The sequence below is a fragment of the Halalkalibacter kiskunsagensis genome (assembly GCF_037027555.1).
In the GTDB taxonomy this organism is placed as follows: Bacteria; Bacillota; Bacilli; order Bacillales; family Bacillaceae_D; genus Halalkalibacter; species Halalkalibacter kiskunsagensis.
Genome location: NZ_JAXBLX010000039.1, coordinates 1 through 13444 on the forward strand (window position 1 = coordinate 1; position 13444 = coordinate 13444).

Here is a 13444-nt window from a genome sequence, read left to right on the forward strand (position 1 = left end):
TTTGGGGAGGTACTTCCTTTTTTATGCCTTGGAACCCTTGAGACACAAGGGATGATATTTATGAAATTCACTCATTTATATGAATAAATGAGAATTTTTATTTCTTTAATATTGCACATTTGACACATAAAGCGATATTAAGGAGGAACTGAGATGGATGCAGAAAAATGGAGTAAAGCGACAAATGTTAGTTTTGATAAACAAAGGGAGATTGACGAGAAATTATCTCCAAGCATTGGTCAAATGCAATATGTCATTAGTTATGCGAGGACTATCTACGAGTGTACAAAAATAATGAAAAATGCATCAACTATGGCACACGAAGGACTAATTGATTTTGAACTTGCCCAGAAAATTTTAGATGTTCAAAAGAAAAATATTGAACGTGGTACTATTTACTTACAATAATATTTGAAGGATTAAATTAGTTTGCTCTTCGTAAAAACTGCTAAATTAGGAGCAGTGCAAATTTTTGTTAGCTTTGCTGTAAATCTACTAATTGTTTTATTTGCTGGGCAGGTCGCGGTTGGGCTTAGAAGTAGATCCTTTTTGATTAAGATTCAGCGCTGGTTCATGGCATCTGTTTTTGGTGCCTTAGCTGTAAACTTAGCTTTTCATGAAATAAAATAAAACTTTGAAGAGTTTTTGTAAGAGAAGAGTAATCCATTTTTCTTCAAAAAGGTGACGTTTGTTGAGGGGCGAGAGCTGTTTACATAGCTCTTTCTTTAAACTAAAGAGTGCAAATATTATTGATCTTCCACAATCGGGCGCTTTTCTAAAATAAGGAAAGCCTCTTTCTTCATGAAAAGGGCCAGATAATTGAATAACACTTGGTAGTTGAATTAGATATTTATGTTAAAAGTGAAGATAATATCAAAGCCTTACCTTTTCCTATCTACACTTGAATACATAGAAATGTGTATATCACCAAATTGTGAGGTTATGAGGTTACTAACTATTATGAAAAACCATGATATGTTACAGGCATATGAACGGCTAATAGGCTTAAAGGAAGCACCTAAGTTCTTTCTATAATAGATATAATATAACGTTGTAAGCTGATAGCGTGGAGGGCTTATTCCTTTTGAAACGGCTTAAAGGAAAACCGGATTAACCCCCGAATTTTGGACATAAGCTCTCTTATTCTTGGTCATTCTTATCTTTTTGTTTTTTATGTGTTCTTTCAATATGTTTCGCTAGGGCCAAGTAGCTTGACAAGGAGCCTCTGCGGGCATAATTCTCTTGCCAGGAAGCCAGCTTTATTAGGTGCTGGCAGGGCCAAAAGAGGCTATCATGCCCGCCACTCCATATCAAGCTGTGTTTCTAAATTTGTTTGTTATCATCCTACAGATGTATTTCTTTGATCTCTAGCTTTTCAACCTGTTGTTTCGTATAAAATTCCTGTGGTGACAGATCTAGAATACTAGAATGCATACGACGTTCATTGTAGAATTTCATAAACGTTGAAACTTCCCGGTAGGCATCTTCATAGGTTTCAAATTGGAACCTACTCAAGCATTCATCTTCCAAAATGCGATGGAAGGATTCAATATGAGCATTCATATTAGGCGTTTTTGGTGGAATTCTTTCATGTTCCATTTCCAGAGTTTCAAAGCCCTCTTGAAAGGCATGGGAAATAAACTGTGGGCCGTTATCTGTTCGTATCACAGGTTTTTCCAGTTTATCGAACTGTTGTCGCTTTAATAACGCTCGTTTCAATGTCTGTAGGGCATCTTTCCCACTGCAGCTTAAGCTGATATGGTAATCAATAATGGATCTGTCGTATACGTCAATATAAGATAGCACAAAGAAAAATCGTTGTTCCCCTTCAATATATCCATATTTAATGTCCGTTTCCCACAGCTTATTAGAAGCTTTAATGATACGATTTCGTGCTAATCGTCTTGGGTAGGTGACTTTTTTCTTCCGCTGTGGTCGTAAAATATCAAGTTCTTTACACAGACGGTATACCTTCTTTTTATTGACGATGAGATCATAGTTTCGACGTAGTTGTTTGGTGAGTTTCCGGTATCCATACGCATAGGCATCGCCTTCAATTTCTTCTACTAACCATTCTTTTATTTGTTCATCTGATATTTTCTTTCCGTCCTTCGTGATGGAGTAACCTGGTGCTGGACGTCCCTCACTCACTTGCTTTTCCTCTACCTTATAATTTTTTTGATAATAATAGGTGGAACGAGGAATTCCAAGTATTTTTAGCACCGTTGAAACAGCGTAACCTTTGTTAATCCAGTGGTTAGCTATTTCAAGTTTTTCAGTAAGTGAGGGTTTTTCTTTTTTATAAGATCACGGAGTATGGCGATCTCTAGGTCTTTTTCACCGAGTAACTTTTTCAGTTGATCATTTTCTTGAGATAACTGTTTTGTTTCGAGGGGAGCCGTATCACCATGGGGAATATGGTCATCAAACTTCCCGTCTTTATATTCTTTCACCCAGCGATTTACCATGTTAGGGCTAAGCTCGTAACGACGTGCAACAAGTGCTGCATTTCCTGTTTCAATGGACTCATTGGCAACTTGTATTTTAAACTCTCTCGGGTGTCTCGTTCTTTTCATGATGTAAGTCAGCTCCTTTAGTTAATATGATTATAAAATAACTAGTTAGAGCTGTCCAAGTTCATATCGGGGCTATAGAGGGAGGATCTTCATAAAAATGAAAAGTTCTATTATCTTTCAGATAGACTCCCAACAGATTCTGAGAGACCCGGCGTTATTAATGCGGGAGAAATTATGCTTTATGGGGACAATTGTCTAGTATTGTTCTATGAAACCTTATCAAGTTCCTATAGCTACACTCGTCTCGGATATATCGAGGATGTGGAGAGATTTGCAAAAGCAGTCGGTAACGGTGATATACGCGTTAATTTTGATTTAGTTGAAGGAAGCATGGGGACGGATCTCTTGCTTCTTTAGTTTCGCTAAACGAAGGAAGCGTAAGAACCGTCCCGATGCTTCCGTCCCGATGCTTCCCGGTGCCCCTATGAAAGAGGATGGATATTATTTCATGGATAGTCCTGGTAATGATCTTGAGAGTATCGCTGGTCAGGTGGCTGCAGGATGTAATCTTATTTTCTTTACAACAGGGAATGGTTCGATCACAAACTTCCCGTTTGTTCCGACAATTAAAGTTGTCACAACGACAGAACGTTTTGAACTCCTGTCTAAGGATATGGACGTCAATGCAGGGCAGTATCAGGACGGGTTGCCAATGGATAAATTGGGCAGTCAAACTTTTGACCTGATGCTACGTATTGCCTCTGGACAGAAAAGTGTAGGTGAGCAAGCCGGCCATTCACAGGTTCAGATATGGCGCGACTGGCAGCAAACGGATGACAGCCAGATTAAAAATTTGAATAATGCCTCGGTTCCAAATGGAATCCCGCTTCCTATTCGCACTGATGTGGAGAGCGAAAACAGAGATTTCTCATTTTCCATTTCTAATGGTGGAAGCAGACGTCAAATCGGGCTCATTCTCCCTACCAGTCTTTGTGCCGGTCAGGTGGCTAATATGATTACGGCAGATTTGAACGAAAAAAGAGTAGGGCAACCCGATCACCTCTCTCGCTTTGTGGCATTGGCGCACACGGAAGGGTGTGGAAATTCTGGTGGAAATGCAGAAGAGTTGTATGCACGTACAATGGTAGGGTATATACATCACCCTATGGTCAGGCATTGTCTGTTGCTAGAGCATGGGTGTGAAAAAACTCATAATGCGTTCATGCGCAACCAAATTGTGAAAATGGGTGGAGACCCTGACCGCCTTGGCTTTGCTAGCATTCAGCTTGACGGAGGAATCGAACAGGTCAGTCAAAAGGTAAAGTCCTGGTTTGCTGATCAAATACAAATGTCTAGTACTCCTTTGACGGCTCAGGATAAAGTCGGGTTAGAGGGCTTGCGGATTGGTATCATGACCGACGGTACTCCCAGTAAGGAATCTGCCGAACAACTTGCCACTTTAACGAAGTGTATAGTCGGTTCCGGTGGACTGGTTGTTGTTCCAGATAACAGTGATTTATTTGCTACACCATCATACAGGGATGCTGTACTGAAACAACCAACGGTAAATCCATCATTAGCCTATGGTGAGCATGCCAAACAAGTTGGCTTTCATATGATGGAGACGCCTACCGAGCATTGGGTGGAGACCATGACAGGATTGGGAGCGACAGGTGTAGAAATCATCTTGGCTTTGGTCAACGACCGACCGATGCAGGTGCATCCATTTGTACCAGTGCTCCAAATGGCAGACAAACCTGTAGTGCAACAAACATACGCTAGTGACCTGGACTTGTTGCTTACAGGAAGTCCGGCTGTCTGGAATGAACAAATCCTGGAACGAATCAAACAAGTGATAGAGCAAAGTTATTCATCGCAACTTTACCAGCAAGGGAATGTTGATTTTCAATTTACACGTGGACGATTTGGCGTTTCTTTGTAATCTTTCATTTAGCCATTGCTTTGACAACTCTATTGTGACAGAAAAGAGTAGAATAATGTAGCCAGATTGTTTGAACAGACAGGGTGAGAATATATCAAATTATCAGGAAATGATCCATGACATCGTTGGTCATTTCATGTTTGATTTCATAACGAAGTTGCTCATAGTCATTTCAGTTTTTCATCATGTTTTCAAAATAATATGCATTTATAAGCCCACATAAATAAGGACAGAGAAAAGTGATAAATCACTCTACTCTGTCCTTAACGCTTAATTTTCTATACCTTACTATCTCTTTCAATGTTAGCACGCATCCATTTTATATTTGGCACTATGCATAAAATCCAGGAAACTATAAAGAGTTGAGCTGAATGCTTCCACAATAAATAAACCTACTGGAGGACTTCATAGATGAACAAACAAACCTACTTCTATCAAATTCTAGAGCCAATTTCCAAAGAACTTGCTCATGTTGCACGGGAATTAGAAAAAAGTATCATTGGTCTAAAACGGGCGCTTGAATGTAAATTAGATGAGAAAATCGCATTGGCTTTTAGCCAATGCGATTTTCCTATTAATTAGGGCTAGAATGAGTGCTCAGATTTCAGATCTTATGTTGGAGGTTTTTTTAAATTGGTTACCTCCTTGCCGAACCTGTCTTGCACGAAAATACTTTTTTATAAGCTCTTTTGCCATCTCTAAAAAACCTCACCCATAACTCTCCTTATACTCTTTCGGAGTCATCCCCGTCACTTTTTTAAACACCTTTGAAAAATAGCTCTGATCATTAAAATTCAGCATCGTGTAGATATCCGTTAATGAATAATGAGAGAAGACAAGGAGCTTTTTCGCTTCCTCAATCCGCTCATTTTGAATAAAGACACTTAGCGACACGCCAACTTCTTGCTTAAATAGCTTGGATAAATAGCTGGAACTTAAGTGCGTTACCTCAGCAAGCTCAGTAAGGGAAAGGTCCTCGTATAAATTCTTGAAAATATGACTCAGGCAGGTGTTAATGGGCTTTGAGTATTTCTTTTGCTTGGAATTTTTTACACGGTCGGTAAATTCAGTTAAAGCCTCTGTTTGGATTCGTTCAACTTGAGCGATGGTCCCTGCTTCTTCAATCGTTTGAATGTATATATCACTTAGGGTATATGCCATTTCTTGTTCAAGACCGCCTTCCATCGCAGCTCTTGTTGCCAACGTAATCGCCGTGATCGAAAGATTTTTGTAGTTTCGAATATGACTTCGCTTCGAAAGAACCCCTGCTTTTCCTGCTTCAGTCATGGAAGACATCTTAATAAACAGCTCTTCTTTATTCCCCTCTGTGATACAGCGAAACACTTCTTTTTCTTGCAGATAAGGGTGATGAAACGCTTTTGTTTGTCTGCTTTCAGCAGATACCTGTAAATCTAAACTCTCTATGACGGGGTTCTCCTGATCTCTTGTCTCGTTAAATTCAATGATATCCAAAATATCAATCTTTTTATGATAAAGCAGGTAGTAAGCCATTTTTCCAATGTGGAGCAAGGTTGATTTTGGAACAATCGAAAGCGATGAAAAATATTCCTTTAATGATGCTTCATCCGTAGTCAATTGAAAGTCATTTTTTATCCCCTTTATAATGTCATCTTGAACGTCTTGATAAAGGGAAGGGCCGATCATCATCGTTCCCATTCTCTCTTCAGATAAATCAACGATAAAGGAAAGATAGTTTTCTATGTGAAAAGAAGTTGTTAATACTGGTTTGTCTGATATGACACTTTGATTTGAAGACAATAGCTCGAGTTGCGCCGTTTTGGAAGATGCAAATGGATTGAAATGGGCTGTTTGTCCAAACTCAAAAAGGTGTTCATCGTTCTGAGTATAATAAGTGACAGGGATTTTAAATGTCTCAGAAATAAGTTTACAAAAATATTCGACCTCTGTTAAAAAAGGAGAATTCATCATGAATATCACCAACAATTTATAATGTTAGAACAAAAAAATACAAAACTTAACTAGATAATACCATACACAATACATAAATCAACTTATAATGAACTCGTGAAAGCGCTTTAAATACTTTGTGAAAACTAAAGGAGGAAGCAAGATGACAAGAGATATTAAAGGCTTAATTAAACAAATGACGATAGAAGAAAAGGCAAGTTTATGTTCAGGAAAGAATTTTTGGAATACAAAGGGGATTGAAAGACTTGGGATCCCATCGATTATGGTGACAGATGGACCTCATGGACTTAGAAAGCAAGATGGCAGTGGAGATCACCTCGGCTTACATGATAGTGTGCCTGCTACGTGTTTTCCATCAGCAGCTGGTTTAGCCGGATCTTGGGACCGTGATTTAATTACTCAAGTTGGTGTGGCCCTCGGAGAAGAATGTCAGGCAGAGGATGTAGCTGTCTTATTAGGACCTGGTGCGAACATAAAGCGTTCACCATTATGTGGCCGTAACTTTGAATATTTCTCAGAAGATCCATTTCTATCTTCAGAACTTGCAGCAAGTCATATTAACGGAGTGCAAAGTCAAGGAGTCGGTACATCATTGAAGCACTTTGCAGCCAATAACCAAGAGCACCGCCGTATGTCAACGGACGCTGTGATTGATGAAAGAACGTTGCATGAAATCTATCTTGCTAGCTTTGAAGGTGCAGTGAAGAAGGCTCAGCCATGGACGGTTATGTGCTCGTATAACCAAGTGAATGGTGAATTTGCTGGGGAAAACAAAACATTGCTAACAGATATTTTAAAGGAAGAATGGGGTCACGAAGGGTTTGTTGTATCAGATTGGGGAGCTGTCAACGAGCGAGCAAACGGACTAGCAGCAGGACTTGAGCTTGAAATGCCTTCTAGTAACGGTATGGGTGACCGCAAAATTGTCGAAGCTGTAAAAAATGACAATCTTTCAGAAGAAAAGCTCGATCAAGCCGTTGAACGATTACTAAGAATTACGTTTAAGGCTGTCGACAATAAAGTAGAGAATGCAACCTATGATAAAGCCGCTCACCATGAACTTGCGAGAAAAGTAGCCAGTGAGAGTATGGTATTACTAAAAAATGAAGACAATATTCTTCCATTAGACAAAGAGACAACACTATCAGTCATTGGAGCATTTGCGAAATCGCCAAGATATCAAGGTGGTGGAAGCTCGCACGTGAATCCAACGAAGCTAGATAATATTTTAGAAGAAATCGAGGAGGTTGTAGGTACGCAAATCGCGTATGCCGCAGGCTACGATGTAAAAACAGATGACATTGACCATGCGTTAATAGAGGAAGCAAAAGAGGTTGCTAGTAAATCAGATGTAGCAGTGTTATTTGTCGGCTTACCAGATCGCTATGAATCAGAAGGCTATGACCGCGAGCATCTTCACATTCCTGCGAATCACCGCAGTTTAATTGAGACTGTTGCTGAAGTGCAAAGCAACATCATTGTAGTCTTAAGCAACGGTGCACCTATTGAAATGCCATGGCTTGATAAAGTGAAAGGATTGTTTGAAGGCTACTTAGGCGGGCAAGCATTAGGAGGAGCAATTGCGGACCTTCTATTCGGCAAAGTGAACCCTTCTGGAAAGCTTGCTGAAACATTCCCTGTTGACGTGAGCCACAATCCATCATATCTGAATTTTCCGGGTGAGGGAGATAAGGTTGAATACAAAGAAGGAATTTTTGTTGGCTATCGCTACTATGATACGAAGCGAATCAAGCCATTGTTCCCATTTGGATACGGCTTAAGCTATACAACCTTTGAGTATACGAATCTAGTTGTAGATAAAAAGGAGTTACAAGATACAGAAACAGTCTACGTTCAAGTAACCGTGAAAAATACGGGCAATGTAGCTGGAAAAGAAATCGTTCAGTTTTACGTGAAAGACGTAAAAAGCAGTGTTGTCAGACCTGAAAAAGAACTAAAAGGCTTTGAAAAAGTAGAACTACAACCTGGGGAAGAGAAAACTGTTACGATCACATTAGACAAACGTGCTTTTGCTTACTATCACGTTGATCTTGCAGACTGGCATGTGGAAAGCGGGGAATTCACTATTTTAGTAGGAAACTCTTCTGCTAACATTGCCTTAACGGAAACCGTTACGGTTCACTCCACAACACCAGCTGTCACTAAGCTAGTAACGAGAAACACAACCATCGGAGATCTATTTCAAAATCCAGATCACGCCACTGTGATCCAAGCAGCGATGGCTGAAATGAATCAAGACAGTGGAATCGGGGATGCATTAGAGGATAACCCAGAAATGTTTGAGGCAATGATGAAGTACATGCCACTTCGAGCGTTAGCGGCGTTTAACAGTGAGCGTTTCTCGGAACAAATGCTGAATGAGCTTATTGATCAATTAAACAACAAGAAATCGCAGTTGGCATAAAAACAAAAAGGGGCTGTAGAAAAAATAGCCTCAAATTAAAAAAGTTTCAAGCATTTCTCTAATATATGTAAGCGTTTTACCAGTTTGTAAAGGAGGGTTTAAAATGGCAGTACGTAAGTTGAAGGAACAGGCACCGGTTGCACCGGTGGGGGCAAATATCAGTTTTAAAGAAAAAGTAGGATATGGGTTTGGGGATCTAGCAAGTAACTTAGTCTTCGCTGCAGTCGGCATGTTTCTATTGTTCTACTATACGGATGTTGCAGGGGCATCTGCAGCGGCTGTCGGAACAATTATTTTGTTGTCGCGGTTACTTGATGGTTTCACAGATATCGGGATGGGAGCCATTGTTGATAAGACAAAATCGAAGCACGGTAAAGCGCGTCCATGGTTATTATGGATGGCAATCCCATATGCTGTAGCAGCGGTACTACTGTTTAGTGTTCCTGATTTAGGACCAGTTGCAATGCTTGTATATATTGCAGTTACGTATAATTTGATTCATATAATCTATACAGCAATCAATATTCCTTATGGCGTATTAAATTCTTTAATTACTCAAGATCAATACCAACGCTCTCAATTAAATATTTTCAGAATGCTTATGGCACTTATTGCAAATGTTATCCTTATGTATCTTACGTTTCCATTGGTTGAAGCGTTTGGTGGAGGCAAGCAAGGCTGGCAGCTTACGTTTGGCGTTTTTGCCATCCTAGCAGCTATCCTGTTTTTGATCACATTTTTCACAACAAAAGAACGAGTCAAACCAGTTAGAGAAAGAGAAACAACTTCAAGCACAGTCTCATTAAAAGTTGGATTTAAAGCATTAATGAAAAATAAATATTGGGCAATAATGGTCGGCTTCGCTGTTGTCACATACGCAGGGATGGGACTAGGCCAAGGACTAAATGTATACTATGCACAATACATTCTAGGTAACCCTGCATTAGTCGGTCCAATGGGGCTAGCTGGTTTGTTCCCAATGATGGTCGGTATTCTATTTGTAGCACCAATTATCAAAAAAATCGGTAAACGTAATGCAATTATCGGAGGTCTTCTAATCGGAGCTATCGGAACGATCGTTATTATGATTGACCCTTCAAACTGGACTCTTGTCTTAATCGGCTCGATGATCCGTGGAATTGGTGGCGTGCCATTAATCGCATCAATCTTTGCAATGCTAGCAGATACGATCGAGTACGGAGAATGGAAATCTGGCGTTCGGACAGAAGGTCTAGTCTATAGCGCTGGAAGCTTCGGAACGAAAGTAGGGATGGGTCTAGGTGCTGCGATGATGGGCTGGGCGTTATCCTTTGGCGGTTATGTTGGAGGAGTCGCTGAGCAGTCAGCATCAGCAAACACGACACTCATAGCTCTTTTCGTTTATCTTCCTTTAGTGTTTTCAATTATTCAGATTATCTTCCTTTATTTCTATAAGTTAGATAAAGAATATCCGCAGATTTTAAAAGAGTTACAAGAGAGAAAGGCGTAATAGATATCATCGTAAAAAACCACCACCCCCTAATTGTCAGGAGATTGGTGGTTTTTGCTAGCGATCGTTGCTTTAAGTTGCAATCAAACGGAAAATTTATGTCAGATTAACTACTCATGGAAAGAGGCAACCGAACGGTAAAAGTTGTTCCTTTGTTTTCAATACGGGAAGCAAGGGGACGTATCGAGACCGGTGAAAAAGTCAAAAACTATTATATTGAGTACCATATATAGTTGTATAACAATTAAATAAGATACCATTTGTTGTAGTTGAATACCGATTGATCAATTGAAAATGTACTTTTTCACCAGTCTCGGACGGTTCTTGTGCTTCTTTAAGGAAGTCAGAGAACTGTCCGAAATCAGTGAAAAAGCCGAAAACTATAACTTCGACTACTTTATATGGAAATCGGAACTTCAAACAGATACTACTTGTTGTATTTGGAATCCCTCTTTTTAAAAGAGATTGCATTTTTACACTAGTCTCGAACCTTCCCTATGCTTTCTGAAATTCTCTTTCTGCAAAACCTGTTCCAATTTCCCATGATAATCCACCCCAAAAACTGGTAATATAGAACTGTAACTTGAGAGTATAAAAAGAAAGGACGATTCCATGTCAGAACGCCTCATCAGACTTGTACGTATTATTAATTTAGTTCAATCAAGCCCTGGGATTAAGTCTAAGGAGCTGGCTGAAAGGTGTGAAACGACGGAAAGAACGATTTATCGGGATTTGGAAATGTTAAGTGCTGCTCGTGTGCCGATTGTAAGTGATGGGTACGGGAAGGGGAACAGGTTTGTTGGGAATTTTTCTTTGTATCCGCTAGATTGGACAGACGAAGAAGCTGTAGCATTCGGTATGCTGCCAAACATTCTTGATCCAATCAGCCATTTAGTTCCTCCTGATTTTTATCCAGCTTATGAAAAGGTGATGGCTACCCATCAAAAAGAAAAGAAAGACCTTCAAGATGTACTTCAGAAAATGGTTTCCATCATTCAAATGGGGACTCCTGCCTTTCAAGAACAACAACAAAATTTTTTGTCACCAGTCATTCAAGCGATTTTGAATTCACGCACAATTGAGGTTGTGTATCATACACAGAGCCGTGATGTCACAACTTCCCGTTCTCTGGACCCATACTATTTGATTCCGCGCGATCATCGTTTTTATTTAATTGCCTATTGCCACGAGAAACAAAAGGTGCTTACGTTCAGACTGAGTCGTTTCCTTGAAGTAACACAAACAGATCGAACATTTGAAAAACAGGAATTCAACTTAAAAGATTACTTTACACATACGTGGTCCATTATCCAAGGTACGGACAAGATTCATTTTAAAGTGCTATTTAGTGAAAATATCGCGCGCTACATAAAAGAAGAAGAGCTCTTTGTGAAACCAAAGTTAACCGAGAGGGAAGATGGAAGTTTACTATTTGAAGTTACGCTAAATCACGACCGGGAATTTTTACAGTGGATTATGCAATATGGAACGGACGCAGAAATTCTTGAGCCAATTGAGTATCGCAACAAGATGAAAGCGACACTTGAGAGCTGGATACAAATGTATCAAAAAAAATTGTAAAAAAGTTGGTAAAAACATTTGTTCGCTGACACATCTATGTCAATTTCTCTTGTTATCCTGTTCATGTAATGAATAATTTCATGGGGGGATTTCAAATGAAACATGTAACGTTATGGTTATTTTCATTCGTCGTCATTGCTGCAATCATGTTGACTGGCTGTGGAGAGGGAGCGACTGTTGAGAAGGTAGAGGGAGACAATCAAACGGCTTCAGAAACAGAATCTGAAACGAAACCAAATTGGTTAGAGGAAAAGGAAACCCTAACAGCTGAAGAACAGATGATTAAAACCTTTGTCAGCGATTTTTACTCATCTGATCCAGAAGCAAGGGAGCAAGCAATAATCGAATACGTTCATCCAGATGTGCAGGAGTTCTTTTTGTTCGTTAGCGGATTTACCGATGACACTACAACAATTGATTTGGAAAAGTTTGCTGTAATTGAAACCGTCGAACACGAAGAAGACGGAGAAACGGGCATGATTACGCTCACGAGAACGGAAGACGAATCAGGCAAACTTCATGAAAAGATTTTCTTTGTCTATGAAGAAAAGTTAGGATGGATCTTCAGCCCAACGTCAGAAGATGCCGAAATGCGCGAAGTATTCGATGAAATGAGAGCTCTTCTGTCAGCAGAAGTCCCACCTGCAGACCAGCTTGTTACGTATGAAGAGGAAGAAGAAATCGAAGAAGAATCGTCATCAGCCGATTCAGAAAAGGAAGTTGGTACAAGAAATAACCCTTTAACAATTGGGGAACGTGTTTCGTTAACGTATTACGACCTTTTTCACGGAAATGTTCAACTAGATATTGAGTTACTTGAAGTGATTAGCGGTGATGCGGCATGGGAGATGGTGCGTCAGGGCAACCAATTTAATGACGAACCTGGTGAGGGGCAGGAATACATTCTTGCTAAATACCATGTCGTTGTGAATGAAGTAGAAGAAGAACCATTCGATCTAAACCACTCCTTATTTGATGCAGTTAGTAGCGGTGGCAATACGTATGATCAATTTATTTCCGTCTCTGGGCTAGAGCCAGACTTATGGAATGAATTGTATGAAGGAGCAGAGCGCGAAGGTTATACGTATTTTCTAGTCGATCAGGATGATGAAAATCCTCTAGCAGCTTTCCAGCGTAAGTCGGATGCGGAAGTTTGGTTTCAGTTGAGAGCTGAATAGGTGTTTTGAGCCAACCAAGCAATCATAGCTTGGTTGGCACTACTAGTTATTTGAAAATATGATGGAGGTGGCAAATGTGAGGTATAAGTCCACAAGTGAAGAAACAGAACAATTAAGCATTACGATTTACAATGGAGGCTTTGGTTTAGTAAAAGAACAGAGAACGTTTGGATCAGAAAAAGAGTGTACAGAGGTTCAATATATAGATGTAGCAAAAAGAATTGAAATTGATTCGATTATTGTAAATGGACTTCAAATTCTTAGACACGATAGACCCAACTTTCGAAAGAGGTGATTCTGGAGACGGGATGATGTCGGAAAGCAGCAGTACAGATATATATCTACAGGGAGATATAACATATT

11 protein-coding genes and 1 pseudogene are annotated in these 13444 nt (G+C 39.8%); 10 read left to right on the plus strand and 2 right to left on the minus strand.

Features of this window, described 5'->3' with window-relative positions:
* Window positions 1-153: 153 nt before the first annotated feature.
* The gene (locus SLH51_RS18685; RefSeq protein ID WP_335962983.1) at window positions 154-408 is read left to right on the plus strand and encodes a hypothetical protein; all 255 of its coding nucleotides are present in this window, start codon (window positions 154-156) and stop codon (window positions 406-408) included.
* A gap of 21 nt (window positions 409-429) precedes the next feature.
* On the plus strand, window positions 430-630 hold the full coding sequence (locus SLH51_RS18690) for a lysine transporter LysE (RefSeq protein ID WP_335962984.1): 201 nt from the start codon (window positions 430-432) through the stop codon (window positions 628-630).
* A gap of 714 nt (window positions 631-1344) precedes the next feature.
* Here the strand turns inward: SLH51_RS18690 and SLH51_RS18695 are convergent.
* Window positions 1345-2576, minus strand: a protein-coding gene (locus tag SLH51_RS18695) for an IS3 family transposase (RefSeq protein ID WP_335962985.1) whose coding sequence is annotated in 2 segments (ribosomal slippage) — window positions 1345-2285 and window positions 2285-2576 — 1233 coding nt in all. Because the reading frame shifts where the segments join, the coding sequence is not laid out codon by codon here.
* 93 nt (window positions 2577-2669) lie between these two features.
* Between SLH51_RS18695 and SLH51_RS18700 the strand changes: the two are divergent.
* The 3 genes and pseudogenes from SLH51_RS18700 to SLH51_RS18710 form a co-directional block, all read left to right on the plus strand.
* A pseudogene (locus SLH51_RS18700) lies at window positions 2670-2933 on the plus strand (cyclophilin-like fold protein); the annotation flags it as partial.
* A gap of 67 nt (window positions 2934-3000) precedes the next feature.
* A complete protein-coding gene (locus SLH51_RS18705; protein ID WP_335962986.1) occupies window positions 3001-4458 on the plus strand; it encodes a UxaA family hydrolase in 1458 nt (485 codons plus the stop codon).
* Window positions 4459-4869: 411 nt separating this feature from the next.
* Complete coding sequence (locus tag SLH51_RS18710) at window positions 4870-5040, plus strand: hypothetical protein (protein WP_335962988.1); 171 nt, start codon at window positions 4870-4872, stop codon at window positions 5038-5040.
* Between the two features lie 126 nt (window positions 5041-5166).
* Here the strand turns inward: SLH51_RS18710 and SLH51_RS18715 are convergent, their stop codons facing one another.
* A complete protein-coding gene (locus SLH51_RS18715; RefSeq protein WP_335962990.1) occupies window positions 5167-6408 on the minus strand; it encodes a helix-turn-helix domain-containing protein in 1242 nt (413 codons plus the stop codon).
* Window positions 6409-6550: 142 nt separating this feature from the next.
* On the opposite strand from SLH51_RS18715, the gene SLH51_RS18720 reads away from it, so the two are divergent.
* The 5 genes from SLH51_RS18720 to SLH51_RS18740 all read left to right on the plus strand — a co-directional run bounded on the left by SLH51_RS18720 (window position 6551) and on the right by SLH51_RS18740 (window position 13376).
* Window positions 6551-8833, plus strand: coding sequence for a beta-glucosidase family protein (locus SLH51_RS18720; protein ID WP_335962991.1), 2283 nt, complete (start codon window positions 6551-6553; stop codon window positions 8831-8833).
* A 103-nt stretch (window positions 8834-8936) separates the two neighbouring features.
* On the plus strand, window positions 8937-10322 hold the full coding sequence (locus tag SLH51_RS18725) for an MFS transporter (protein ID WP_335962993.1): 1386 nt from the start codon (window positions 8937-8939) through the stop codon (window positions 10320-10322).
* Between the two features lie 612 nt (window positions 10323-10934).
* The gene (locus SLH51_RS18730) at window positions 10935-11903 is read left to right on the plus strand and encodes a helix-turn-helix transcriptional regulator (protein ID WP_335962994.1); all 969 of its coding nucleotides are present in this window, start codon (window positions 10935-10937) and stop codon (window positions 11901-11903) included.
* A 95-nt stretch (window positions 11904-11998) separates the two neighbouring features.
* The gene (locus SLH51_RS18735) at window positions 11999-13081 is read left to right on the plus strand and encodes a hypothetical protein (RefSeq protein ID WP_335962995.1); all 1083 of its coding nucleotides are present in this window, start codon (window positions 11999-12001) and stop codon (window positions 13079-13081) included.
* Window positions 13082-13157: 76 nt separating this feature from the next.
* Window positions 13158-13376, plus strand: a complete 219-nt coding sequence (locus SLH51_RS18740) for a hypothetical protein (protein ID WP_335962996.1) — start codon at window positions 13158-13160, stop codon at window positions 13374-13376.
* The last annotated feature ends 68 nt before the right edge of the window (window positions 13377-13444 follow it).